Origin of the sequence: Bacillus sp. 105MF, from assembly GCF_000374885.1 — a bacterium.
GTDB classification, from domain to species: domain Bacteria; phylum Bacillota; class Bacilli; order Bacillales; family Bacillaceae_G; genus Bacillus_A; species Bacillus_A pseudomycoides.
The window spans coordinates 154,259-178,248 of the sequence record NZ_KB895576.1; the positions used below are offsets into that span (position 1 = coordinate 154,259).

35 protein-coding genes and 2 pseudogenes are annotated in these 23,990 nt (G+C 36.4%); 16 read left to right on the plus strand and 21 right to left on the minus strand.

What is annotated here, in order from left to right:
• Nucleotides 1-146 precede the first annotated feature (146 nt).
• From C564_RS0117340 to accB, 3 genes are read right to left on the minus strand one after another with little or no spacing between them, the layout of a single operon-like run.
• Nucleotides 147-539: an Asp23/Gls24 family envelope stress response protein gene (locus C564_RS0117340; RefSeq protein WP_003208459.1), complete on the minus strand. Its 393-nt coding sequence runs from the start codon at nt 537-539 to the stop codon at nt 147-149.
• Nucleotides 540-562: 23 nt separating this feature from the next.
• The gene (accC, locus tag C564_RS0117345; protein WP_018766176.1) at nt 563-1,915 is read right to left on the minus strand and encodes an acetyl-CoA carboxylase biotin carboxylase subunit; all 1,353 of its coding nucleotides are present in this window, start codon (nt 1,913-1,915) and stop codon (nt 563-565) included.
• Nucleotides 1,916-1,931: 16 nt separating this feature from the next.
• The gene (gene accB, locus C564_RS0117350) at nt 1,932-2,420 is read right to left on the minus strand and encodes an acetyl-CoA carboxylase biotin carboxyl carrier protein (RefSeq protein ID WP_018766177.1); all 489 of its coding nucleotides are present in this window, start codon (nt 2,418-2,420) and stop codon (nt 1,932-1,934) included.
• 485 nt (nt 2,421-2,905) lie between these two features.
• Here accB and C564_RS36800 point away from each other — a divergent pair, with 485 nt between their 5' ends.
• Nucleotides 2,906-3,103: a hypothetical protein gene (locus C564_RS36800; RefSeq protein ID WP_016116263.1), complete on the plus strand. Its 198-nt coding sequence runs from the start codon at nt 2,906-2,908 to the stop codon at nt 3,101-3,103.
• Between the two features lie 71 nt (nt 3,104-3,174).
• Here C564_RS36800 and C564_RS0117355 read toward each other — a convergent pair whose 3' ends face one another.
• From C564_RS0117355 to C564_RS0117395, 9 genes are read right to left on the minus strand one after another with little or no spacing between them, the layout of a single operon-like run.
• On the minus strand, nt 3,175-3,828 hold the full coding sequence (locus C564_RS0117355) for a SpoIIIAH-like family protein (RefSeq protein ID WP_016116264.1): 654 nt from the start codon (nt 3,826-3,828) through the stop codon (nt 3,175-3,177).
• 12 nt (nt 3,829-3,840) lie between these two features.
• Entirely contained in the window at nt 3,841-4,506 is a 666-nt protein-coding gene (spoIIIAG, locus tag C564_RS0117360) for a stage III sporulation protein AG (RefSeq protein WP_018766178.1), read from the minus strand.
• On the minus strand, nt 4,496-5,128 hold the full coding sequence (gene spoIIIAF, locus C564_RS0117365) for a stage III sporulation protein AF (RefSeq protein ID WP_018766179.1): 633 nt from the start codon (nt 5,126-5,128) through the stop codon (nt 4,496-4,498). Before spoIIIAF ends, spoIIIAG begins: the two co-directional genes overlap by 11 nt.
• A 12-nt stretch (nt 5,129-5,140) precedes the next feature.
• On the minus strand, nt 5,141-6,313 hold the full coding sequence (gene spoIIIAE / locus C564_RS0117370; protein ID WP_003208467.1) for a stage III sporulation protein AE: 1,173 nt from the start codon (nt 6,311-6,313) through the stop codon (nt 5,141-5,143).
• A gap of 10 nt (nt 6,314-6,323) precedes the next feature.
• A complete protein-coding gene (gene spoIIIAD / locus C564_RS0117375; RefSeq protein WP_077293892.1) occupies nt 6,324-6,710 on the minus strand; it encodes a stage III sporulation protein AD in 387 nt (128 codons plus the stop codon).
• A gap of 20 nt (nt 6,711-6,730) precedes the next feature.
• Nucleotides 6,731-6,934, minus strand: a complete 204-nt coding sequence (spoIIIAC, locus tag C564_RS0117380; RefSeq protein ID WP_000020914.1) for a stage III sporulation protein AC — start codon at nt 6,932-6,934, stop codon at nt 6,731-6,733.
• 14 nt (nt 6,935-6,948) lie between these two features.
• Nucleotides 6,949-7,464, minus strand: a complete 516-nt coding sequence (gene spoIIIAB / locus C564_RS0117385; protein ID WP_016131997.1) for a stage III sporulation protein SpoIIIAB — start codon at nt 7,462-7,464, stop codon at nt 6,949-6,951.
• Complete coding sequence (gene spoIIIAA / locus C564_RS0117390; RefSeq protein WP_003200253.1) at nt 7,458-8,384, minus strand: stage III sporulation protein AA; 927 nt, start codon at nt 8,382-8,384, stop codon at nt 7,458-7,460. Before spoIIIAA ends, spoIIIAB begins: the two co-directional genes overlap by 7 nt.
• A 27-nt stretch (nt 8,385-8,411) precedes the next feature.
• The gene (locus C564_RS0117395; protein ID WP_003200251.1) at nt 8,412-8,693 is read right to left on the minus strand and encodes a YqhV family protein; all 282 of its coding nucleotides are present in this window, start codon (nt 8,691-8,693) and stop codon (nt 8,412-8,414) included.
• 196 nt (nt 8,694-8,889) lie between these two features.
• On the opposite strand from C564_RS0117395, the pseudogene C564_RS34935 reads away from it, so the two are divergent.
• Nucleotides 8,890-9,440 (plus strand): annotated as a pseudogene (locus tag C564_RS34935) (GNAT family N-acetyltransferase).
• Between the two features lie 47 nt (nt 9,441-9,487).
• Nucleotides 9,488-9,799 (plus strand): hypothetical protein, encoded by a 312-nt coding sequence (locus C564_RS0117405; protein ID WP_026008604.1) that lies wholly within the window; start codon nt 9,488-9,490, stop codon nt 9,797-9,799.
• Nucleotides 9,800-9,834: 35 nt separating this feature from the next.
• Here C564_RS0117405 and efp read toward each other — a convergent pair whose 3' ends face one another.
• The 4 genes from efp to C564_RS0117425 all read right to left on the minus strand — a co-directional run bounded on the left by efp (nt 9,835) and on the right by C564_RS0117425 (nt 12,459).
• Complete coding sequence (efp, locus tag C564_RS0117410) at nt 9,835-10,392, minus strand: elongation factor P (RefSeq protein ID WP_016116273.1); 558 nt, start codon at nt 10,390-10,392, stop codon at nt 9,835-9,837.
• Between the two features lie 20 nt (nt 10,393-10,412).
• On the minus strand, nt 10,413-11,474 hold the full coding sequence (pepQ, locus tag C564_RS0117415) for a Xaa-Pro dipeptidase (protein WP_003200325.1): 1,062 nt from the start codon (nt 11,472-11,474) through the stop codon (nt 10,413-10,415).
• Nucleotides 11,475-11,478: 4 nt separating this feature from the next.
• Nucleotides 11,479-11,919 (minus strand): type II 3-dehydroquinate dehydratase, encoded by a 441-nt coding sequence (aroQ, locus tag C564_RS0117420; RefSeq protein WP_003200324.1) that lies wholly within the window; start codon nt 11,917-11,919, stop codon nt 11,479-11,481.
• A 75-nt stretch (nt 11,920-11,994) separates the two neighbouring features.
• Complete coding sequence (locus C564_RS0117425) at nt 11,995-12,459, minus strand: YqhR family membrane protein (RefSeq protein ID WP_018766181.1); 465 nt, start codon at nt 12,457-12,459, stop codon at nt 11,995-11,997.
• 243 nt (nt 12,460-12,702) lie between these two features.
• Here C564_RS0117425 and C564_RS0117430 point away from each other — a divergent pair, with 243 nt between their 5' ends.
• Both C564_RS0117430 and C564_RS0117435 read left to right on the plus strand, forming a co-directional pair.
• Nucleotides 12,703-13,623 (plus strand): DUF1385 domain-containing protein, encoded by a 921-nt coding sequence (locus tag C564_RS0117430; RefSeq protein ID WP_018766182.1) that lies wholly within the window; start codon nt 12,703-12,705, stop codon nt 13,621-13,623.
• An 83-nt stretch (nt 13,624-13,706) separates the two neighbouring features.
• Nucleotides 13,707-14,108: an SA1362 family protein gene (locus C564_RS0117435; RefSeq protein ID WP_018766183.1), complete on the plus strand. Its 402-nt coding sequence runs from the start codon at nt 13,707-13,709 to the stop codon at nt 14,106-14,108.
• Between the two features lie 17 nt (nt 14,109-14,125).
• Here C564_RS0117435 and C564_RS0117440 read toward each other — a convergent pair whose 3' ends face one another.
• From C564_RS0117440 to C564_RS33560, 3 genes and pseudogenes are all read right to left on the minus strand, one after another.
• Nucleotides 14,126-14,782 carry an HAD family hydrolase gene (locus C564_RS0117440; protein ID WP_026008605.1) on the minus strand — a complete coding sequence of 219 codons (657 nt, stop codon included), beginning with the start codon at nt 14,780-14,782 and terminating at the stop codon, nt 14,126-14,128.
• 104 nt (nt 14,783-14,886) lie between these two features.
• Nucleotides 14,887-15,315 carry a transcriptional regulator MntR gene (gene mntR / locus C564_RS0117445; protein WP_016116280.1) on the minus strand — a complete coding sequence of 143 codons (429 nt, stop codon included), beginning with the start codon at nt 15,313-15,315 and terminating at the stop codon, nt 14,887-14,889.
• Nucleotides 15,316-15,459: 144 nt separating this feature from the next.
• Nucleotides 15,460-15,873: pseudogene (locus C564_RS33560) on the minus strand (spore photoproduct lyase family protein); the annotation flags it as partial.
• 183 nt (nt 15,874-16,056) lie between these two features.
• Between C564_RS33560 and C564_RS0117455 the strand changes: the two are divergent.
• From C564_RS0117455 to C564_RS0117470, 4 genes are all read left to right on the plus strand, one after another.
• On the plus strand, nt 16,057-16,374 hold the full coding sequence (locus C564_RS0117455) for a PadR family transcriptional regulator (protein ID WP_016132003.1): 318 nt from the start codon (nt 16,057-16,059) through the stop codon (nt 16,372-16,374).
• A gap of 5 nt (nt 16,375-16,379) precedes the next feature.
• Nucleotides 16,380-17,051, plus strand: coding sequence for a DUF1129 family protein (locus C564_RS0117460; protein ID WP_003208478.1), 672 nt, complete (start codon nt 16,380-16,382; stop codon nt 17,049-17,051).
• A gap of 20 nt (nt 17,052-17,071) precedes the next feature.
• Nucleotides 17,072-17,731 carry a hypothetical protein gene (locus C564_RS0117465; protein ID WP_018766186.1) on the plus strand — a complete coding sequence of 220 codons (660 nt, stop codon included), beginning with the start codon at nt 17,072-17,074 and terminating at the stop codon, nt 17,729-17,731.
• A 200-nt stretch (nt 17,732-17,931) separates the two neighbouring features.
• The gene (locus tag C564_RS0117470) at nt 17,932-18,777 is read left to right on the plus strand and encodes a hypothetical protein (protein WP_018766187.1); all 846 of its coding nucleotides are present in this window, start codon (nt 17,932-17,934) and stop codon (nt 18,775-18,777) included.
• A gap of 28 nt (nt 18,778-18,805) precedes the next feature.
• Here C564_RS0117470 and C564_RS0117475 read toward each other — a convergent pair whose 3' ends face one another.
• The gene (locus C564_RS0117475) at nt 18,806-19,642 is read right to left on the minus strand and encodes a lipoate--protein ligase family protein (RefSeq protein WP_003200303.1); all 837 of its coding nucleotides are present in this window, start codon (nt 19,640-19,642) and stop codon (nt 18,806-18,808) included.
• A gap of 170 nt (nt 19,643-19,812) precedes the next feature.
• Between C564_RS0117475 and C564_RS0117480 the strand changes: the two genes are divergently transcribed.
• Entirely contained in the window at nt 19,813-20,196 is a 384-nt protein-coding gene (locus C564_RS0117480) for a rhodanese-like domain-containing protein (RefSeq protein WP_003200301.1), read from the plus strand.
• 29 nt (nt 20,197-20,225) lie between these two features.
• Here C564_RS0117480 and C564_RS0117485 read toward each other — a convergent pair whose 3' ends face one another.
• On the minus strand, nt 20,226-20,771 hold the full coding sequence (locus C564_RS0117485; RefSeq protein ID WP_033794825.1) for a hypothetical protein: 546 nt from the start codon (nt 20,769-20,771) through the stop codon (nt 20,226-20,228).
• 330 nt (nt 20,772-21,101) lie between these two features.
• On the opposite strand from C564_RS0117485, the gene C564_RS0117490 reads away from it, so the two are divergent.
• From C564_RS0117490 to C564_RS32190, 6 genes are all read left to right on the plus strand, one after another.
• On the plus strand, nt 21,102-22,079 hold the full coding sequence (locus C564_RS0117490; protein ID WP_018766189.1) for a LacI family DNA-binding transcriptional regulator: 978 nt from the start codon (nt 21,102-21,104) through the stop codon (nt 22,077-22,079).
• Nucleotides 22,080-22,174: 95 nt separating this feature from the next.
• Complete coding sequence (locus tag C564_RS0117495) at nt 22,175-22,756, plus strand: TetR/AcrR family transcriptional regulator (protein ID WP_006095929.1); 582 nt, start codon at nt 22,175-22,177, stop codon at nt 22,754-22,756.
• A gap of 70 nt (nt 22,757-22,826) precedes the next feature.
• On the plus strand, nt 22,827-23,159 hold the full coding sequence (locus C564_RS0117500) for a DMT family transporter (protein WP_003200294.1): 333 nt from the start codon (nt 22,827-22,829) through the stop codon (nt 23,157-23,159).
• A gap of 1 nt (nt 23,160) precedes the next feature.
• On the plus strand, nt 23,161-23,475 hold the full coding sequence (locus tag C564_RS0117505; protein ID WP_018766191.1) for a DMT family transporter: 315 nt from the start codon (nt 23,161-23,163) through the stop codon (nt 23,473-23,475).
• A gap of 15 nt (nt 23,476-23,490) precedes the next feature.
• A complete protein-coding gene (locus C564_RS0117510; protein ID WP_018766192.1) occupies nt 23,491-23,754 on the plus strand; it encodes a DUF3975 family protein in 264 nt (87 codons plus the stop codon).
• 62 nt (nt 23,755-23,816) lie between these two features.
• Nucleotides 23,817-23,990 (plus strand): helix-turn-helix domain-containing protein (locus C564_RS32190; protein WP_018766193.1); only part of this gene is annotated, 174 nt, incomplete at its 3' end.

The window sequence follows — 23,990 nt, forward strand, 5'->3', positions numbered from 1 at the left end:
CTATCACAATGTACGTTTTTTGAAAAAACGAATCATTCCCTTTTTATATTTTGTATTTTTAAAATAGTATAATAATTTAAAGGTTTCGTGCATGAAGAGATGAAACGAGAAAAAAGGTGCCTATTTGACAAGGCACCTTCTCATTCTTATACTGGCTCGATTTCTGTTTTTTGCGTTTCGAATGTTACGCCAACGATGTGAATATTTACTTCTTTCGGCTCAAGACCCGTCATTGTAAAGAGTGCTTGGCGAATATTATCTTGAATTTTTTGTGCAACAACTGGTATTGCTACACCAAAATACATGACAACATAAACGTCAACGATAATATCGTCGTTTACTAATTCAACCTTCACGCCTTTACCGTGATTTTTCTTTCCTAACTTCTCAACAACATCTGTAGCAAAGTTGCCGCGCATTGCCGCTACGCCATCTACTTCAGCAGTTGCGATACCTGCAATTACCTCAATTACTTCTGGTGCAATTTCTACTTTTCCAAGGGTTGTATCTTGACCCATATCTAACATATGTTCAGCCATGAAAAAAACCTCCTTTAAATGTATCACTGCGTCACAAGTTCATGCTCTTCCAAAAATTTAGTATTAAATTCCCCTTTTATAAAATCAGGATGATCTAGCAATTGTAAATGGAACGGGATTGTCGTATGTACGCCTTCAATGACAAATTCACTAAGTGCTCGCTTCATTTTTGCAATTGCTTCTTCACGTGTTTTTCCGTGAACAATTAATTTCGCAATCATCGAATCATAAAAAGGTGGAATTGAATAACCAGGATAAACAGCTGAATCGACGCGAATACCAAATCCTCCTGGTGGTAAGTACATTTCCACTTTCCCTGGAGATGGCATAAAGTTTTTGGCAGGGTTTTCCGCATTAATTCGACATTCGATTGCCCAACCTTTAAATTGTACTTCTTCTTGCTGTAGCGATAGCTTTTCTCCTGAAGCAACACGAATTTGCTCTTTAATTAAGTCCATCCCTGTTACCATCTCTGTAACCGGGTGTTCTACTTGAATTCGCGTGTTCATTTCCATAAAGTAAAAGCTTTCCGTTTTATATTCATAAATAAACTCAACCGTACCAGCACCTGTATAATCAACCGCTACCGCTGCTTTTACTGCCGCTTCACCCATTTTCTCACGAATATTTGCATCAAGAGCAGGAGAAGGACTTTCTTCTAATAGTTTTTGCAAACGGCGCTGAATTGTACAATCACGCTCTCCTAAATGAATCGCATTGCCATGTGCATCTGCCATTATCTGAATCTCAACATGGCGGAAATCTTCAACGTACTTTTCTAAGTATACACCAGGGTTTCCAAAAGCGGTACTAGCTTCTTGCTGTGTAATTTGAATTCCCTTTATAAGCTCCTCTTCATGACGTGCAACACGAATACCTTTTCCGCCGCCACCTGCAGTTGCTTTAATAATAACGGGATATCCAATTTGATTTGCAAGTTCCATCGCTTCTTCTGTGTTTTTTATAATCCCTTGTGAACCTGGTACAATCGGAACCCCTGCTTCTTTCATTGTATCACGCGCAACGTCTTTTGTACCCATTTTTGAAATTGCTTCTGGGCTAGGTCCGATAAAAATCAAGTTACATTCACGACATAGTTCTGCAAAATCAGCATTTTCGGCTAAAAATCCATAACCAGGGTGAATTGCATCACAACCTGTTAATTTTGCAACGCTTATAATATTCGTCAAATTTAAATAGCTTTCTTTCGACATTGTTGGCCCAACGCAATACGCTTCATCTGCGATTTGCACATGAAGTGATTCTTTATCCGCTTCTGAATAAATAGCTACTGTTTCAATATTCATCTCTTTGCAAGCACGAATAATTCGCACAGCAATTTCCCCACGATTGGCTATCAATACTTTTTTTATCATCACAAAGACTCCCTTATTACGCTTTTACAAGAAATAGCGGTTGTCCATACTCAACAAGTTGTCCGTTGTTCACAAGAATTTCAACAATCTCTCCATTTACTTCTGCTTCAATTTCATTAAAGAGCTTCATCGCTTCAACGATGCAAACGACTGTACCTTCTGAAACGCGATCCCCGACACTTACATATGCAGGTGTATCTGGTGAAGAAGATGCATAGAATGTTCCAACCATCGGTGATGTGATTGTATGTAAATTCTCATCTTGAACAGCTTTCTTCTCTTCCTGCTTCGGTACTTCTACCTGCGCCGCTGCTACGGCTGTTTCCATTTCTACCGCTTGCGTTTGTAATGCTTGTTTCACTACTGGCGTTGTCTGTACAGACACAACTTCATTCCCACGCTTTTTCATTTTAATTGTCGTACCATCTTTTTTGTATTCAAATTCATCAATGTTAGAGCTATCAATTAACTTAATTAATTCACGAACTTCTTGAATTTTAAACATATAAAATCCACTCCCATACACTTGTTTGTCCCGTTCTTACAGATACTGAACATATAAAAGTAAACTATGTTGTCTGTAAAGATACGATTCATTCTACTAGAGAAATCATTCCTATAACATTTACTAATAGAAACTTTTGCTACTCTCATCTTACGATAAATATTTTCAACATTCCAATTTATATTTCTTTACGATAAATCGAAACTCCTGTAAAAAATATTATTTCACTAAATAATTTATTACCTAGTAATAATACCAAGTTTCACTCAAAATTGGCAAGACCACTTCATAAAAAACATGTTTTTTCTCTTTTTCCATTTAAAATATAGAGCTCTTGATTTATTATTCTCAGCTTATTTTAACTATGTACAACAACATATTTTACAAAATATTATTTTTTTATTTACAAGCCGTTCATCCTTCCTTCACATACGAATAGTATGTTCAAAGTAAAGTAAAATATCTTAATAGTGAGGTGCAGAAACATGATATGGCTCATCTTGTTCTTACCAGCTGTATTAATCTGGCTCATCGTTGTCTTCACTCATATAAAATACGGAAAAAGCAACCACCATTACCACGAACCTTTAATTTTTTACTCTCAGCGCATTTCTCCTTTCCGAGGAGAAAACATTGAAATAGCACAAAAAGATGAAATAGAAAAAAGCTATCGAAAACGATAGCTTTTTTCTATCCGGCTGTTCGCGAATAGTAATCCTCCATCTTATCATAGCTCGTAATACATATTTAAAATTTATTTTACTGGATCAAACTTGACGCCTACATCCTTGGATCCTGCCTCAGCACGAACAAGTTGGATAATTTTATTTGCTTCTTTTTGAGAATGCTTCGTAGCTTTTACTGTTACTTTAATATCAGTTCCATCAGCCCTTACAAGCGCATCTTTATAGCCACCTTGTGATTTAATAACTGTTTCAAGCAACCCTTCCTTTGTTTCCATCTGATCGATTGCGTTTAATTCATCTTTCGCTTTACTTATTTCTTCAGCGGAAGATTTCGTTGATTTCATAACATCTTGTAATTTTTCTTTCTCTGCACTGCGTTGATCTTCCATTTTCAAACGAAGTGCTGTAAAGTTTTCATCACTTGATTGAACTGTTACATTGCCTTCTTTTTTGCTTGTCTCTTTTTTACTATCATCTTTTTTCTCTGTCTCTTTGCCCGATGTTTCTTTCGTTGTTTCTTTTGGAGTAGCTTCTTTATTAGATGTTTCTTTTGTCGTTTCTTTTGTCACTTCTTTTTCAACACCTTGCTTTTCTTGTCCAACCTTTTCACCCGCTGTTGGTGTTGCAGTATTCATTTTGTCAGGCGTTGTTACATAATAAACAGATAACACAACAACTAAACTTAGCATTGTTAGTAACCAAACTGTTTGTTTTTTCAACACTTTATTTCCTCCCTAACCCTTTTTTGGTAGTACTGCTACGCGGTGTGATGGTACATCAAGCATACGTGTCACCGCTTCCTTTACCATTGCTTTTACTTGTATATTATCCACCCCTTTTGCTACGACAAGGACACCTCTCACTTTTGGTTTCTCTGTTCGCAATACAATCGGAGTTTCTTTATCACCTTCGCGTATAATCACCGTTTTTTCATCAGTTGATTCATCTTCAACTTGTCTTTTTCCTCCAGTTTTATCTGTTTCACCTGTTGTTTGCGATCGTTTCACAATATTTTTTTCAAGTATTTTTTCTTCTGATGAGTCCAAATTCACTTCAATAGACACATCTTTAACCCCTGTTATATCTTCTAATGCTGCTTTCAATTCTTGTTCATATGCTTTTTCGTATTTTTCTATAGCTGACATGTTCTCGCTCTTTTTTTGTCCAAAAGTCGGCACATCTTTTTCTGAATCTTGATTTGTCTTTTCTTTAAACACAGGCACTTCTTCTTTTTTCGGTTGAAAGAAATTACTAAAAAACATAAGCAACATTCCAAGTATGAGTAGGACAAGCAAAAACTTAGGTGTTACTTTTTTTCCTTTCTCCCTATCATCTTTTTCGTCCCCTTTCAATAAGTTGCGAAAAAATGAGAATTTCGAGTTTTTATCTTTATTGTCCATTTACTCTACCTGTCCCCCCTTCCATTTGAACTTGGATTTGTTTATCCTCTAGCTGCCACCTGCTTAAAAAGAACTGTTTCATTTCTACATTTGTTTCTTCCGAAGTTTTCTGAGGCGCTCTCGTATTAATTTCAACTGGCTTTACTGTTTCAATTGCATCATTTTTCTTCACTTCAGCTTCTTTTAGCGTCACAATAACAGATTGAATATCTTTTGCCGCTTTTACTTCTTCCTTAGTTTCTGCTGCAATTATTTTTATTTCAGACACTGTCACGCCATACTTTTTCTCAAATTCTTTTCCAACTTCTTTTTTCATTTTGACAGCCATCTCTTCTAAACTATATGCACGTGTTAGGGCTTGTATTTCTTTTTTCTTTGTATCAATTGAATTTTTTATCGATCCGTCCGCTACGTATTTTTCCTGATTAAAATTCGCAATCACTTCATTTACATCCGTTTGTAATAACTTAAATAGCGGCGTTAAGATTAAAACGACTAACAATAAACTCACAACAAATTTGACATACTTTTGTAAATTTGAATTAGGAAGGATAAGATGCAGCATCGTCGCTAAGAGCAAAAAGACGATAATATTTCTAATCCACTCTGTAACAAATTGCATACTCGTCACCTCCTATCGCATCATGAGGGTAATGTTCCCCGCGGCAATAATAATGGTAATGCTTAAAAAGAACATAAAGGATACGATAGCTAAGCAGGCAAATACATAAATGATACTCCTTCCTATAATATCTAAACATTTAATAATAGCTCCTCCGCCAACTGGCTGTAGTACTGCCGCTGCGAATTTATAAATAAACGCGATACAAAAGATTTGAATCGCTGGAAAAGCAACGATTAAACATAAGATAACAAGCCCGATAATCCCGACCGTATTCTTTAATAACCCAGAGGCGCTAATAACAGTATCCGCCGCTTCTGTAAACATCCGCCCTACCACAGGAATAAAATTTCCCGTTACAAACTTCGCTGTTTTAACAGCTATACCATCAGCAACTGCTGTTGCTGTCCCTTGCACAGATAATACGCCTAGAAAAACTGTTAGAAAGATACCAATAATCCCAACACTTACATTTTGCAGGAGCTTGGACAATTTCGTAACTTTATATTGATCACTCATTGTACTTACAATGCTTAAGATGGTCGCAAGTAATAAGAGCGGAAGAACAATATAGTTCATAAGCAGCCCACTTGTATTCATTAAAAAAATGATAATCGGATGGAAGAAGGATACTGATACAACCCCGCCTCCGGTCGCTATGAGTGCTAGGAGAATAGGAAGCAAAGCTAATATAAAATCTACCATCGTTTGAATCGTTTCTCGTGCATACGTCATGACCACATAAAAACTATTTAAAGCAAAAATAATTAACACCATATATACAACGGCATCTGCAATTTTACTTATGCTACTCTTCGAAAAGGCAGATTGTAGTGATTGTAATAATGCACTGAAAATTGTGAGCATAATGAGCGTTCCAAGTAGCTTTCCATTTGCAACAAGCTCATGAAATAAATATTTTAATAGCCCTATCATCCATTCTTTTATAGAAAATTCCTTTTCGCCCTTTACAAATTCCATAAAACTTCCCTTTTGACTCTCTGGTAAATAACCTCCATATTTTGTGACAAGCCCGTCCCAAAACTGCTTCACATCTTCGATTCCGAGTTTATCCAATTGTTGATCTACGACGTTTTTTTCTACAGGAGAAGCTTGTACGACAATTGGTAAAGAAAAGAAAAGGAAGCAAGCAAACAGCAGCTTAGCTCCAAACCTTTGCAACATTCACTCCCCCTTATCCCGTAGGTAAAAAACCAAGAATTGTTTCAATTACAACCGTTAAAATAGGAATAGCCATAACAAGAATTAAAATTTTCCCTGCTAATTCAATTTTTGAAGCAATTGCACCTTGACCAGCATCTTTTGTAATTTGTGCCCCAAACTCAGCAATGTAAGCAATTCCAATAATTTTCAGCAGTGTCTCTACATAGACATTGCTTACTTTCGCCTCACTGGCAACTCGCTCAATCATTCTTAAAATAGAATGAATTTGATCGATTAGCAGCAGAAACATGACACTCGCGATGAACACAATAAACAAAGAAGTGATACTAGATTTATGTTGATTTAGCACAGCTGCTAAAAATGTCGCGACGAGGCCCAATCCGACAATTTGTAAAATCTCGATTCGAACCGCCTCCTTTACTGGAAGAGAAAGACACTTTTAATCTTGTCAAACAAAGTATTAATCAAAAATGCAACATGAAATAAAATAACGACAAAACCGACAAGAATAACCCAGTTTGCAATATCCTCCCGCTTTAACTCTTTTAGTACTGTATGAATGAAAGCTAAAACAATGCCGATTCCGGCGATTTGAAATATTAATCCAACATCGATGGACATCGCCTTTCTCCCCCCTATAGCAGTAAAATTACGATAAGTAGTCCTGCTAGTACACCCAAACTCTTTATCATCTTTTCATATTGAAGTTGAAGTGCTTTCGCTTCACCCTCTTCTCTTTCTAGGTGCGTAATACATAAGCGAATATGCTTTTGCTGCGATTCACGGTCATGCTGCCCTAATGTTTCACCAAATTGCTGCAAAATCTCATATTCAGTTTGTTTAAATGCAGTGAGTTTCCAATTTTCTTGTAAACTTTCAAGCCAAGCCTCTCTAACTGTTTGTTCGCCGCTTTCTAGTCGCTTTGAAAAACTTTGAAATATCCAGTTTAAAGGCTTTGGCATTTGTTTTACTAAGCGCTCTGCTGCTTCTGATAAAGGCGTATGCCCATACATGATTTCAGCTTCTAACGATTGCAGCGCTGCTTTTAAAAGCCTAAGTTGACGCGGGCGTTCACTATATCTTTTGGCATACGAAAAACCAAAGAAAGTGCTCACCGCTACAATTAACACCGCACCAAATATTTTCACCATACGCTTTGAACCTTTCCTCGCCTTTGAACAGGCTTTCCATCTCTATCCTTGACTTGAACAACGGTTCCAGGTCCCTTTGCTTTTGATAGTTCAATAAAGCGATCAAACACACCAAGCTCCATCACAGCCTTTAAAGATGGTCGTTTCATTACATCATCAAAAGAAAATCCGTGAGCACTTATAAAAAGCTGAACCCCCGCATGTACCGCCTCCATAATCGCTTCACTATCTTCCACACGCCCAATTTCATCAACAATTAATACGTCCGGACTCATGGAACGAATCATCATCATCATTCCTTCCGCTTTTGGACATGCATCCAACACATCAACACGCGGGCCAAATTCATATTGCGGAATCCCTTTTACACATCCAGCGATTTCTGAGCGTTCATCAACAATCCCTACTTTACAAGAAGGAATTTCATGAGAACGAACCCCTTGACTCATACAACGTGCCACATCCCTGAGAAGTGTTGTTTTCCCTGTTTGCGGAGGGCCAATTACCATTGTGTTTAACCAACGTGAGTCGTACAAATAAGATAAGAGTGGCTCAGCTATCCCAATTTTTTGACGGGCAATTCGAATATTAAATGATGACACATCTCGAATCATCTTCACTGCACTTTTCTCTGTAATTACTTTTCCAGCTAAGCCAATCCTGTGACCACCGCGCAAAGTAACATACCCACGCTTTAACTCTTCTTCCATCGTATAAATAGAATATTGACTAAGCTTATTTAATAAGTAGATTGCATCCTCTGCTGTAACGACATAGTCATAAAAGAACACTTCTCCACGAGCAATACATTCAAGTGGCCTTCCTATCCGAACCCTAATTTCTTCTAACGCGCTATATTGTTCACAGCCTTCAATAAACTGTTTCATCGCTTTTGGTAAAACCTCTAATACTTCTTTCATCTGCTTCTCCCCACCATACTTGACTTACTATTTCAACACTGCAATAAAAATACAGCCAATTCCGAGAGTTAGAAAAAAGAGCTTCAAAAAAGAAATTTCATTTGCAACACTCGCAATACCGATTGACATCGTTAAAATTAATACAGTCGGTCCAACAAATGCCAACATACCATTTATAAACAATGCTTTTTTTGCATCATTCACATAAAGCATAAGCAAAGCGGCGAATATCTCCGCACTACCTGAAAACAACCGAAGCAATCCCATGACAAGCACGGATGTTTCCATTGCCGCCAGCCATTGTTTCATTCTCCCACCTTCTCTCCTACCAATTACTTTTCAGTTCACTAACAAAACTCTTATTCCAAAAAGAATATATTTGTACAACCATATGCAGAGGTTGTCTATTTCAGAAGTAAAAATATAATTTTTTGTCCCTAATTTCGTAAATTTCTGAATATTACAACTTTAATATGTTATATTTAATAAGGAAAGGGGGCTTTCTATGAAGGATGTAACATTAATACAGCTTGATTTACAATCCACACGCCATTTTTGAATTATCAAGTAAGCCACATGTAAAAAATGCTTTAGAGTTAAAAGCAGAAACAACCGAAGACACAAAGAGATTTATTTATTTCGCAATCGAAGAAGAAAAAAGAGGAATCTTTAAGTAGAGCCATTTTCAACGAAAAACAAGAATTAATAGGCATCACAACTCTTAAACATATCAATCATGAACAAAAACATTGCCATATGGGGAGTTGGCTTGGTTATCCTTATTGGGGGCAAGGTTACAATGAGGCTGCTAAAAAAGAAATATTTAAAATTGAATTTGAAGAATTAGATCTTATATATGTATTTTCCGGTGCAAAAACGACGAATGTTCGTTCTTTAAAAGCGCAAGAAAAGTTACCTTATATTTCATTACATATGGAGGAGAAATTCCCAAAAGAACACGCTTTATTAGAAAAAGAAACAAAAGTTCCTTGTGTACTACATGCCGTATCTCGAAAAAGTTTTTTAAGGTGGTTACAACAAAATGATTGTTGCTGATGGAGAAGTTACTTTTTAAAAATAGAGAGGTGATTAGAGTGAACCTTATGCGTGCTCTTTACATAATAATATTAGAATTACTTGGTATTTTTTTATTTTCTAAAATAGTAGATTGGTCATTTATGGAGATATTCTTTCTAGGTAGTCTAAGCATATTTGGAATTTCTTGGATTACTACTTTAAATATGAATCGTAATGCCAATATGGATCACGCCGTATATAAAGGATTAACTGGCGTGGAGACAGGAGAAATACAGCCATTTCAGATTAATTGGAATCCTTTCACATTTGGAACATCCATTCTTGTAGTGATTAGCCTTATTATAAGCATTATTTATTATCTACCGTACTTCATATAAAAAGCACTCGTGATCATCACGAGTGCTTTTTATAACTATGCACGAGAAACGTATTTACCTTCACCTGTGTTGATGATAAGCATTTCGCCTTCGTTAATGAAGATTGGTACTTGTACAACAAGGCCAGTTTCTAATGTAGCTGGTTTTGTTACGTTAGAAGCTGTGTCACCTTTAATACCAGGCTCTGTTTCTACAACTTTTAACTCAACTGTGTTTGGAAGTTCAACACCAAGTACTTCGCCTTGGTATGTCATAATTGCTACTTCCATGTTTTCTTTTAGGAATTTAAGTTCGCGCTCGATTTGGTTTTCGCCAAGTTCGATTTGCTCATAAGTTCCGTTATCCATAAATACGTGAGACTCACCGCTCGCGTATAAGTATTGCATACGACGGTTTTCGATATGCGCTTTTTCTACTTTTTCACCAGCACGGAATGTTTTTTCTTGAACAGAACCTGTGCGAAGGTTACGTAATTTAGAGCGAACGAACGCAGCACCTTTACCTGGCTTTACATGTTGGAAATCAAGCACTTGCCAAAGGGCATTGTCCACTGAAATTGTTAAACCTGTACGAAAATCATTTACTGAAATCATGCAAAAAATCCTCCTGTGTATTACAAAATAATAAGTTCTTTTGGAGATTTCGTGATTACTTCATTACCTTCACTTGTTACAATAATATCGTCCTCGATACGCACACCGCCAACACCAGGAATATAAATGCCCGGTTCTACTGTCACAGCCATTCCTGGCTCAAGTACCGTTTCAGAACGGAATGCTAAGCCCGGTGCTTCATGGATTTCAAGGCCCACTCCATGACCAGTAGAATGTCCGAAATATTCACCGTATCCTTTTTCCGTTATGTAGTCACGTGTTAATGCATCAGCTTCACGACCAGTTAAACCAGCTTTAATGCCGTTCACACCACGAAGCTGTGCTTCTAAAACGACATTATAAATTTCTTTTAATTTATCAGATGGTTCGCCGACTGCAATCGTACGCGTAATATCAGAGCAATATCCTTTATAATAAGCACCGAAGTCTAATGTTACGAAATCTCCTTTTTCTATCACTTTTTCAGATGCCACACCATGCGGCAATGCTGAACGAAGTCCTGAAGCAACGATAATATCAAACGAAGAAGATGTTGCTCCTTGTTTTCTCATGAAAAATTCAAGTTCATTTGACACTTCAATTTCAGATACGCCTGGGCGAATGAATGATAGAATATGTTCAAAGGCAGCATCTGCAATCTGTGCAGCTTCCTTTAATATCTTAATCTCTGAATCCGTCTTAATCAAGCGTAACTTTTCTACAAGCCCAGAAGTTGGAACAAATTCCGCTTCTACCGCTTCTTTATGTGCTGTATAAGAGCTATATGTAAGAGTATCTTGCTCAAAGCCAAGCTTTTGAATTCCTAATTCTTTCACTTGTTTCGCAACTTCATCCAGAATTGGTCCTGTATGTTGCACAATTTCATAACCAACAGCTTGTTTACCAGCTTGCTCTACATAGCGGAAATCTGTAATAAACAGAGCACGATCATTAGAAATAAGTACAACACCAGCTGTCCCTGTAAAGTTCGTCATATATCTACGGCTATATTCATTCGTTAATAAAATACCATCAATACCAGCTTCACCAAATGCATTTCTTAACTTCGTGATCTTTTCCATCAATTTATGCCTCCCTAAGTTTCTCCAATAATGCAAATAACGCTAACTTATAGCCATAAAAACCAAACCCAACAATTTGGCCCGCCGCGACTGTTGCAGTCACAGATTCATGACGAAACGATTCCCGCTGGTGGATGTTAGAAATATGTACCTCAATAACTGGAATCGAAATGCTCGCTATCGCATCTCGAATCGCATAGCTATAATGCGTAAATGCTCCTGGATTTAGAATGATTCCTTCATATATGTCATCAGCCTCATGAATGATGTCAATAAGAGCACCTTCATGATTCGATTGAAAACATTCTAACTCCACTCCCAATTTCGCTGCTTCTTGCTTCATCTCTTCTTCTAATGATGCCAACGTTCCTTTCCCGTATACATTCACTTCTCGAACACCGAGACGATTTAAGTTAGGACCGTTAACGAGGAGTACTTTTTTCATATACTTTAAACTCCTTAATATAAAAAATGTCTATACAACATTCTAACACAGGAGCCACTTATTTGAATAGTTTGTCTACTCCAACCCTTCCCCTTGATTCGCATTGTTCGCTTCAAATGAAACAGAATATGTGATAAACACACCGTATAAAATAAAAATACATATTGTTGTGACAATTGTTTCTTTCGGTAAATGAAGTGCATTTTTTATAACAGGTGCAATAGAACCCAGTCCGAAAAATAAAATGCCCCACCAAAACAGTCCATAGAGTATTCCCGGTAGTATCCCTTCAAATCTTTTGAAAAGAGCCCTATAGAGAAATGCCACTAAAATAGAAAGAAGCCCTATACAAACAATACCCAATACATTTCCCCAAACTCCTTCTTTCCACGATCCAAACGCAAATGGTAAAAGCAAATAGTTTGGTCCGGCTTCTGTAAATGAAAAAATATGAAGAAAATACCATATACATCCCCAAAAAACACCACCAAATAAACCAATCCGTACAATGTTTTTTGTTATTGATTGTTCTTGCTTCACATCGACACCTCCGCTTACTAGTATGTCCGAAACTATTTTGAAGCATGTTTAAATCATGCGAAATTTGTCTATAAAAAGAATAAGAAATGTCTGGCTTCCGTAACAATTTTCCTTGTCAGCAGCTTGTGTTTGTCGATAAAATAAAGGAAACTCGGTGATTGTCAAATCTCACAATGACAGAACCAAGTGTGACAATTGCCTCTTTTCTACATAAGAGAGAAACAAATACAGGTTGGTGTTAACATGGCAGAGGAGACAAAACAAATATACGGTGGGCAAGCGGTCATAGAAGGAGTTATGTTTGGTGGTAGAGAATATACTGTTACAGCGGTTCGTCGCAAAGATAAATCAATCGAATTTTATCGATTACCACGCGTGCGGAATAAAGTATTATCTATGCTAAAGAAAGTTCCATTTCTACGTGGTATCGCCGCTATCGTTGACGCAAGTGCCAATGGAGCAAAACATTTAAACTTTGCTTCGGAACGATTTGACGTTCATCCTGAAGACGATGAACAACTTACACACAAGAAAGAAGAGCAGTCAAAATTAACGATGGTATTAGGAGTAGCCGCAGTCGGAGTCTTATCGTTCATATTCGGCAAAGTCATTTTCACAGCAGTCCCCGCACTTTTAGCGGAATTGACACGACCGATTTTCCCATCTCACACTGGGCAAATTATTGTCGAAAGCATCATTAAGCTTATCCTTTTACTGAGCTATATATATATTGTGTCACTAACTCCGCTCATTAAGCGTGTGTTTCAATATCACGGTGCGGAACATAAGGTCATTAATGCTTACGAAAACAATCTTTCGCTGACAGTAGCAAATGTACAAAAACAAACTCGTCTCCATTATCGTTGCGGTAGTAGTTTTATTATATTTACAGTCATTATCGGAATGTTTGTCTACTTTCTTGTTCCAACTGATCCCCTTTGGGTCAGAGTGGTAAATCGAATTTTATTAATTCCAGTTGTTCTAGGGATTTCTTTTGAAGTCTTGCAATTTACGAATCGATTACGAGATATTCCGGTCTTGCGCGCATTAGGATACCCAGGGTTATGGCTTCAACTATTAACAACAAAAGAACCAGAAGATGATCAAGTTGAAGTTGCAATTGCATCCTTTGAAGAATTATTACGTTTAGAAGAAAAACACTAATAATTTTTTAAAAATGGTACTCAACTCCTTTCCTTGTCGCTAATATACTAATTTTAATATATGTTATTTAGGAGGTGTTCCCTATGAACGGTCGTTCGTTTACGTTCGCTTTATTCGTGCTTATTATTGGGTTAGCAACATTCGGTCTCGTATCATCTGCAATTACAGATCCATACGGAATGGTTAAAAACATTGTCATCATGTTACTTGTTGTTGGTGTCTTTTATTTATTATATAAAATGTTTACAAGTTCCAGCGGTTCCGCCAATTCGCAAAACTCTTATAAGCGTGCTGCGAAACAATCGAACCGAAAATACGGAAAACAAAACGTAGCACCCCTAAGCAATTCTTTATTAAAACGAAATGCTTCTGATGACAAAGTTAAGAAAGGCAATTCATCATTGTTAAAAAGGAAACGAAAACAATCTCATTTAACCGTGATTGAAGGTAAAAAAAATAAAAAGAAAGACCGCGCTTCCTTTTAGGAAATGCGGTCTTTCTTTTATTTATGCTCCCTCACATATTGAAGTACTTCTGTTAAGCTTTTTTCTTTCATACTTCCTAAGCGAAGATGGTGATTTTCAAACTGCAAAGCCTTTGTAACTTCATTTGGAACAACGACACATTTTAATCCTGCCGCAATCGCTGCTTTCAATCCATTTACTGAATCCTCAAACACAACAGCTTCTGAAGAATCAATTTTCAGTTCTTCAATAGCCGCTTTATACAGTGCTGGATCTGGTTTTACTTTCTCCACATCTTCTTTCGTTTTAATTACTTCAAAATACTCCCGAATCCCTAAATCTTCTAAAAACCCAATAACCCATTCTCTTGAAGAACTAGAAGCTAAACCAATTTTTACTCCAAGACCTTTTGCTTCTTCTAAGTATTCTTTCACACCATCACGAGCTACTGGTATTTTCATTTTCTCTTGATGTAAAGCCGAAACTTTTTCTTTTAGCAAGTTCTTATTAAATTGCTCTTTCAATTGTTGTTCAATATATGTATAAAGCACTTCATCTGTTGTTCCAATACATTTTGCAAACTCTTCTAGAGGTAAATCTCCACCATATTCGCGAATTACTTCCTGAAAAGCTTGGAACCAAATTGTTTCTGTATCTACAATTAATCCATCAAAGTCAAAAATAATTGCTTTCATTCCGATCCCGCCTTTTACAAAACAATTTTTCACATCTCTATACATTCAACTTAAATAAAGTAAATTCCTCTTCTAAACAAAAAAGGAAACGCCTCTCGTTCCCTTTACTTCCCCTGCTCTTCATTTGCTTTTTGAACACCGCGAAGTGTTTCAATTCGAAGTTCATCTTGCTCAAAATATTGTACTAAATCACCAATGCGGTCAATAGCTTCCCAACTTAAATGATGCTCAATTCCTTCTACATCATTATAAATCTTACTTTCATCCACACCGATGATACGCATAAATTGTTCTAGTAACTCATGACGATATACAAGACGCTCCCCGATTTTTTTCCCTTTTGATGTTAATACAAGCCCTCTATATTTTTCATAAATTAGATACTCATCTTTATCTAACTTTTGTACCATTTTCGTTACAGAGGATGGATGTACACTAAGCGCTTCAGCAATATCAGATACGCGGGCATATCCCTTTTCATCAATTAACAAATAAATTTGTTCAATATAATCTTCCATACTAGGGGTAGGCATCGGCTTCCTCCATCCAATTTTATTTTGTGTTTTCCGCACTAAGCAATCAATAAAATGATACACCAGAAAGGGTATCATGACAAGGGTGGAAACAGACCAAAAGCTATGAAACATAAAAGAATCTGCATGTATATACAGATTCTTTTATGTGAAATATTGAATTTCAGCATTCGGAAAATATTCGTAAATATATCTTCTTATCGTTTCCTCTAACCTCACTGCATCATCTTTCTGATATACATATTTTCCGATGCCATATCGTCCTCATTTATATTTTCGTTTCTCCTCATCCATTTCGAGTTTCATATTGGGATAACGTTGTTGTATTACCTTTTTCGCTGGCTTAGTAAAGCGATGTTGAATCAATTCGAATGATAAATTTAGTAGGGTTAAGTCTTTTAACGCATCAAAAAGTCGTTCAAATAATTCACGATACCCGTCTTCCCAACCTTCATGCATATAAATTGGAGCAACAATAAAACCAAGTGGAAAATTTGCTCCCGCTACTTTACGGGCTGCTTCAATTCGATCCTCAAATGTTGTGGTACCCGGTTCAAAATAAACAAGCTTTGGTATAAATGGCTTCATATGATTCCCTCCCTCATTTTAGTATGAGCAAACGCATGCTGACAGCGCTGTTTAAAATTTTCCACTTCAGTAACTTGCGTTGCAAGTTACCGAATGTTATAATTCAGATAACAACTACCTTGCACAACAAGTTACTTGAAGGCGGTGACGTAATTGCATAGTCAAATGTTAAAAGGTGTGCTCGAAGGATGTATTTTATATATCATTTCGCAAGAAGAAGTGTATGGATATGAACTGAGTACGAAATTAAACCAACATGGCTTTACATTCGTAAGTGAAGGTAGTATCTATCCCCTTTTGCTACGAATGCAAAAAGAAAAACTCATTGCTGGTACATTAAAAGCTTCTAGCCTTGGGCCAAAGCGAAAATATTATCATGTAACCGATAAAGGGTTCGAACAGCTAGAAGAGTTTAAGAAGAGCTGGGGGATGGTTTCGACAACGGTAAATAATTTATTGCAGGGAGAGTGAGATTGATGAAAGCGAAAGATTTAATTGAGCTGAATAATAAAAAACGCAAATTATTGGCGGAGGAAAATGAAGCGGCTTACGGGGATATGCTCGTTTACATTCGATTAGCTAATATCCCAGAACAGCAAGTAGAAGAACTGCTATTAGAGATTTTAGATCACTTGCTTGATGCACAAGAAGAAAAGAAAAATGCTTATGATATTTTCGGAACTGACTTACAAGCTTACTGTGATGAAATAATCACTGCACTTCCAAAACAAAATATATGGCAGAAAATAGCCACACCAGCCTTTATGAGTAGTTATTTACTCGCTATATTTTTCGCTATTAATTCTCTTGTCGCTTTTATTTTACCCTTTTTCTCTGATAACAAACGCTTTCAATTTGTACAGATAAATTTTATATATGTATTTGTAATCATTATCGCTATACACCTTGCTATCCGTTTTGTATTTGACTTTATCAAAGGGGATTTATTCAATAACCATATGGGTAATTGGAAGCGCATAACGAGATTCATTTACCAACAAAGTCCATGGTTTATACTCATTGTCATTTCTTTATTTTTTATAGACCGTCCATTTATAAAGTATCAACTTTCTCCTTGGATTGGATCATTACTTGCCATCACTTTTTATTTTTTTTATAAAATTTTTTATAGACGCGTAAACTTTTAATTATACAGGGAGTGAGAGGATTGAAGGCAAAAGACATGGTGGAACTTAACAATAAAAAACGCAAACTTCTAACCCCCGAAAATGAAGCTATCTATGGAGATATGCTCATATATTTGCGGTTTACTAGTATTCCACAGGAGCAAATGGAGGAGCTGTTATTAGAAATACTAGATCACCTTTTAGAAGCTCAAAAAAATAGTAAAAATGCCTATGATATTTTTGGAGAGGATTTAAAAGCATATTGCGATGAATTAATTAATTCCTCTGAGCACCAAACTACTTTCGAAAAAGGTGCAGTTATTGGCTTTGCAGTTAGTTTATTGTTAGCTATCCAATTTGGATATGATACATTTACGCATGTATTTTTTAATCATGCAAATAAACCAGGGATTCCATTTAGTATCCTAGGAACAATATTGTCAGCTATTATTTTAACCACTGGTACTTTTTTAACTTTTTCCGTATTAAGACGATATTCTTTCACAATGCTAGCGTCTTGGAAGCAAAAAATTATGCTCATATTATCAGCTTGTATACCATTTGGATTATCAGTGTTTTCAGATATTTACTTTAAAACAAAACCTTATTTATCCTATAACTTAACAGTTTGGCAAGGTGCTCTTATTACAATTTCCTTTTACATTTTATACAAAATTTTATATAAAACCTCTAGATTTTAACAGCCTTCAAAAAGGCTGTTTTTCTTCTGTCTAATTTTACAAATTGAAAAATTTCATAAAGAAAAAAAGAAAAATGCAAAATAATTAAAGTTAATTGTTGACGTGATGCTTTTATTATCGGTATCATATTTCTTCGTGAGCAATTATTTTTCGTTATACGATTTTTTTATTATTAATGAATTTTTGAGAGGGGAAATTTGATGTCACTTAAGAAAAAAACGCAAGTACGCACCGGCAAAATGGTACGTGAACTAATGTTAGCAGACGAAGATGTAAATGCTTCGCTAATTATGGTATATAGTGAAAACGGTGTAAATGCAGAAATTAAAATCGAGGGCTTAACGCCAAAATGTAACGAAGAATTATTTTTGAGCGGGAACGTAGATTGGAACAAAAGTGTGATTTATAAAATTGTCGATTTCACTGGAAACGCTGAAGTTGGTAAAGTTACATTAACCGCAATGAACAAAAACAATGTTTCCCTAGAAATCGAACGCGTTATGTGGAGCAAAGAGAATAAAGAAGCAGCTGAACAGGAAGTGGCACCTGTAGAAACTGCTCCCAAAAAAGAAGTAGTGGTAGAAAAAGCACCTAAAGTAGTCACAGCTGCTCCAAAGCCTGTTACACGTGCTGAAGAACCCGTTGTAATCCCTAAACCTACTCCAGCACCAGCGCCAAAGCCAGTACGTTCAGAGACAGTTGTAGCGGCACCTACTTCAGCACCTGTAAAGAAAGAAGTACCCACTCCGGTTGCAAAGCAAGAAACGGTTTCGGCTATGCCTACAAAACCAAAACAAGCGGCTCCAGCCGAAGCGAATTCAAAACTACAAGAAAATTATGTGAAGCTTGTGAAGAAAACAATTGAAGTATGTCAAGATTATGAGCTTGGCATCGATATAGATGATTCCATTGAAAACTTAAAAGAAGAATTACAAAGCCAAGGAATTAGCGTTACTTTTGATAAAGAGATTATGGATGTTGTAAATCGTCTTCGTTCTTTACAAGACAAAGGAATCAAAGTAGAAAAAGTACTGAATTTACTATAAAAATAAGGAGAGGGCAAATGCCCTCTCCTTATTTTTTATAATTCCACTCATCACTTTCGTACTTTTCTTTTGCCAATGTTTGCACTTCCTTAAGCTGTTCTTCCGTTAGTTCATACGGAACTAGCTCCACATCTAATCCTTTTTCAAATCCAACTTGGAAGGCTTCAATCAACTGTTCGATTGTAAACGTTCGATCTGTTAATTCATTGATTGCAACGGCCTTAGAAGAAAACATGCTCTTCATACGCTCTTTCACTCGCTCATTTGGGAATAAGAATAAATCATACAGCTCATCTAAATCGATTTCTAGCGGAATAGATCCATGCTGCAGGATAACACCTTTTTGTCGTGTCTGTGCACTTCCAGCAATTTTTCGGCCTTCTACAACAATTTCATACCAAGATGGAGCATCGAAACATACGCCTGAGCGTGGATTTTTTAAATTCTCACGGTCTGCTTCCGTTTTTGGAACAGCATAGTAAGCTTCTAATCCTAACGCCTTAAACCCGTCTAATAACCCTTGCGAAATTACTCGGTATGCTTCCGTAACTGTTTTCGGCATATTCGGATGATCCTCAGAAACGATAACACTGTACGTTAATTCCTTATCATGCAATACACCCCTACCACCTGTTTGACGGCGAACAAAACCATATTTCTTTTCATTTACTACATCCATATTGATATCTTTTTCTACACGTTGAAAATACCCTACTGTTAATGTTGGCACTTCCCATTCATAAAAACGAATCGTCGGCGGCATTTTCTTTTCACTTTGCCAATTTAATAAACATTCATCTAACGCCATATTAAATGCTGGTGAACATTGACCAGAGTTAATATAACACCATTTTTCTTTTCCCATCCTGCACCTCATATAACCAATTATTTTTCACAATCTCTAGTCTAACAAATTCGACAAAATTTGTGAAAGAATACGAAATTTCTCCTCCTCACCGAACGAACCTGTTGCATAAATACATATGGGCATTATAATATTGAAAGTAGGATAAGAAAAAAGGGAGCGATAGAATCGTGTCAACAAACTTGATTATTATACTAGCCGTAATCGTAGGAATCATCGGCTACTCTGTATGGATGTTTTTCTATCAGAAAAAATTAATTAAAACACTTTCAGAAGAAGAATTTCGCGCTGGCTACCGTAAGGCACAGCTTATCGATATTCGTGAAGCAGATGAATTTAACGCGGGGCATATTTTAGGTGCTCGTAACATTCCATTATCACAAATCCGTATGCGTTACAAAGAGCTACGTAAAGACCAACCTGTCTATTTATACTGCCAAAGCGGATTCCGTACAGGACGTGCAGCTCAATATCTAAAAAAACAAGGTTACAAAGATTTCTACCAACTACAAGGTGGATTTAAATCTTGGACAGGCAAAATTAAAAAGAAATAATATTTTAAAGAACTAGCATGATTCATCCGCTAGTTCTTTTCTTCCATGTTGTTCGCAATATATAGTAAGTTCTTTTTTACTACTTCTCCATCTTGTACTTCTGTATTTCGATACAACAACTGATATTCCAGCCCTTTCTCTTTCCATATAAGCGTTGCAAATTCTTCCCCCTGTTCAAATTCATCCCTATTTTTAAAATAAGCAGTTGCCCCATTATTCAACTTCACTTGTTCCTGAAATCGATTTCGTTCCACAATATACGGAAAACTATAAGAAAAGTTAGCAACTGTTAATTCTACATAATCTTTTTTTTCTTTTTCCTTTTGCTTATATTTAATCGTTAAGACAGCGTTCTTCTTCCCAATTGCTCTTACTTCCCCTTTTATATCATTCGTAATGTCATACGGTAAAAACGTTGGAACTTTAACTGATTTTAGAAAATAATTAGAAACATCTTTTAATAAGATAGGACCAGATACGCGATCTGTAGCCCCTCCTGTGCTTTCCACAAAATTTTTCTCTTCATTTATCGTTTGTTGAAACGAACATGAGCTAAGTAACACACTAGAAAACACGAAACAAATGAGCCCTTTTTTCAATTTGTTTCCGCCCTTTCATACCGCTCCCTTTACGAACAAAGCGTTAGTATGTTGTTCATATTCGCTTCGCTTGTTCATTCTCCCTTTGGAAACTTTCCTCGTTTATCTCACACATTTTGACACAGCATTTCTATTTAGACAAAAAAAGACTTCCTGCTACTCTTACGCCCAAAATAAAAAGGTTACGCGAATAACAGAAGGTCCTTTTATAACATAGATTGTGAAAAGCTTTTCAGGTCAAGCATTTTTCAGTATTTTTTCCATTCTTATCTATTTGCCTATATAATGAACGAAGAGGTGATACATATGGCGAATATAAAACAAATTGCGAAAACCGCTGGGGTATCTATAACGACGGTTTCACGCGTGCTAAATGACCATCCCTACGTCAGCGATGAAAAACGAAAACGCGTTTTAGATGCGGTTGAAGAACTAAATTATGCAAAAAATATAAATGCAATTCATTTAATAACAGGAAAAACATTGACGGTCGGTGTTATGCTTCCTTTTATTAATTTACCCTACTTTAGTACAATTATTGAAGGGATTGGAAATGAAGCATTAGCTGCTGGCTATCAGATTAACCTATGCCAAACGAACTATGATAGTAAAGAAGAAATTCGTGTTCTAGAGATGATGAAAATGAAACAATTTGATGGCATGATTATTTGCTCACGTGCAAGCTCGTGGGAACAAATTGAACCATTTGCAAAATTCGCTCCTATCATCTCATGTGAAAAGATGGAGCATCCCCTCGTTTCATCTGTTTATGTTAATCATTATGAAGGGTTTCGCATTGGTACAGAATATTTATTGCGTAAAGGTCATGAGAAGATTGGTTTTTGTTTAGCAAGGCAAAATAGCATAAATACAAAGCAGCGTGAAAAAGCCTTTTCCGATGCTCTTCATACTGCTCAAAAAAGAGTACAACCAGATTGGATGTTTTACCAATGTTACAATATGCAAGATGGTGCAAAAGTTCTGCACAGTATTTTAAACATGAAAGAGCGCCCAACTGCTATTTTTGCTGCTAATGATCAAGTGGCCGCTGGTTTAACAACTGAAGCAAGAAAACACGGCCTACGTGTACCAGAAGATCTCGCCATTCTTGGCTTTGATAACCATGAAATTTCAAAAGCATTAGAGATTACAACAATTGAACATCCTGGTTTAACAATGGGTGCTCGAGCCTTTTCTTTATTTCATAAGCAAATACAGGCCGAACAAATTATAGGTAGCTCAGAGGAACTCTCTTTCCATTTAATTGAACGAAAAACTGTGTAAAGAGTGCCAATTCAGGTACTCTTTTTAAATCATTTGACTCATTGACTTTATGTTTATTCTCTTTTATAATGAACCTAACGAACGGTAGGTAGGGGATGAAAATGACAGCAAACCGCATTAAAGCTGTAGCACTTTCTCATTTCGCACGCTATGGCTACGAAGGGACTTCGTTAGCAAATATTGCACAGGAAGTCGGGATTAAAAAACCATCGATTTACGCACACTTTAAGGGAAAAGAAGAATTATACTTCATCTGCTTAGAAGCTGCACTTCAAAAAGATTTACAATGCTTTACAGACGATATAAAAAAATTTTCAAAGTCATCTACTGAAGCATTACTTGTAAACTTGTTAAAAGGTTACGCAAAGCGATTTGGTGAAAGTGAAGAATCGATGTTTTGGTTACGCACTTCCTATTTTCCGCCTGATGCATTTCGCGAACAAATTATTGAAAAATCAAATGCTCACATTGAAAACATCAGAGAACTTTTATTTCCTGTATTCAAACGAGCAAATGAACAAGGTGAACTGCATAACCTTGAAATACAAGACGCTTTAGAGGCTTATTTATGCTTACTTGACGGTCTGATGGTTGAACTATTGTACGCAGGCTTAAATCGCTTTGAGACCCGTTTAAGTGCTTCTTGGAAAGTGTTTTGGCGAGGGCTTTCACAATGACGGATTGCAAATAGCAATGCGTCGTTTTTCAGCCCTTCACCTAACGACTGGTAGGAAGGAGAAATAATATATGGCATGGATTTATGTAATTTTAGCTGGCATCATTGAAATTTTTTGGGTGATTGGACTAAAGCACGCAACTACTCCACTTGAATGGGTTGGTGTTGCTCTTATAATCGCAATTAGTTTCGTCCTATTATTTAAAGCTTATAAGGATCTACCTGTTGGAACTGTATATGCAGTCTTTACAGGAATCGGAGCCGGTGGAATCGTTCTTACAGAAATCTTTATTTTCGGAGAACCATTTTCAATTGTAAAAATCTTATTTATTGGTTTAATCTTCTTTGGCGTTATTGGATTAAAACGAGTAACGGGTAAACAAGAAGAGAAGGAGGCTGCATAAAATGGCATGGGTATTTTTAATTATTGCTGGTATTTGTGAAATTGTTGGTGTACTGTTTATGAAAGTAGCCACTGAAAAGAAAGGCTGGGCACCTAAGCTTATTTTAATCGCTAACTTTGCCGTAAGCTTCTTCTTCTTATCACTTGCAATGAACTCATTACCAATGGGAACAGCTTATGCAATTTGGACTGGAATTGGAACTGCTGGAAGTGCGCTTCTAGGTATTCTTATCTTCCGTGAATCAGCTGATTGGCGTCGCCTTTCCTTTTTAAGCTGCATTTTATGCGGTGCAGTTGGCTTAAAATTAATGAGTTAACATGAGGTGAATGTCATGTGGAAAGAAAAAGGGAAACAAATTGTAATTGGAATTGTGCTCCTACTACAAATGAGCTTTCATTTTATCGAATGGTTATTCCATAAAGGAATTTCTATTCTTACATTCCTTCCCAACATGGCACTTGAAGTTGTATCCATTGTTTGGTCAATTATCGCTTCCATCATGATTATTATCATTTGGAGTATCGCTAAACTTTGGAATAAAATAACCAAAAAAGACAGTTCTTCTGAAAAGAATGATATTATCCCCTTAAGGTAGACAGTGTAAAAAGACCATGAATAAACATGGATGTTACACTTTTACTTGGAGGGGATTTTATTATGGTTAAAAAAGGGGATAAATTTCAAACTTATTCAGATGAATTAAAGATACAAGTTGTAAAAAGTTATTTAAATGGTGAAGGTAGCCAAACAGCTATAGCTAAGAAATATAAGCTGAAAAGTAGAACACAGTTAATGAATTGGGTCCGGAGATATCAAGAAACAGGCGATATT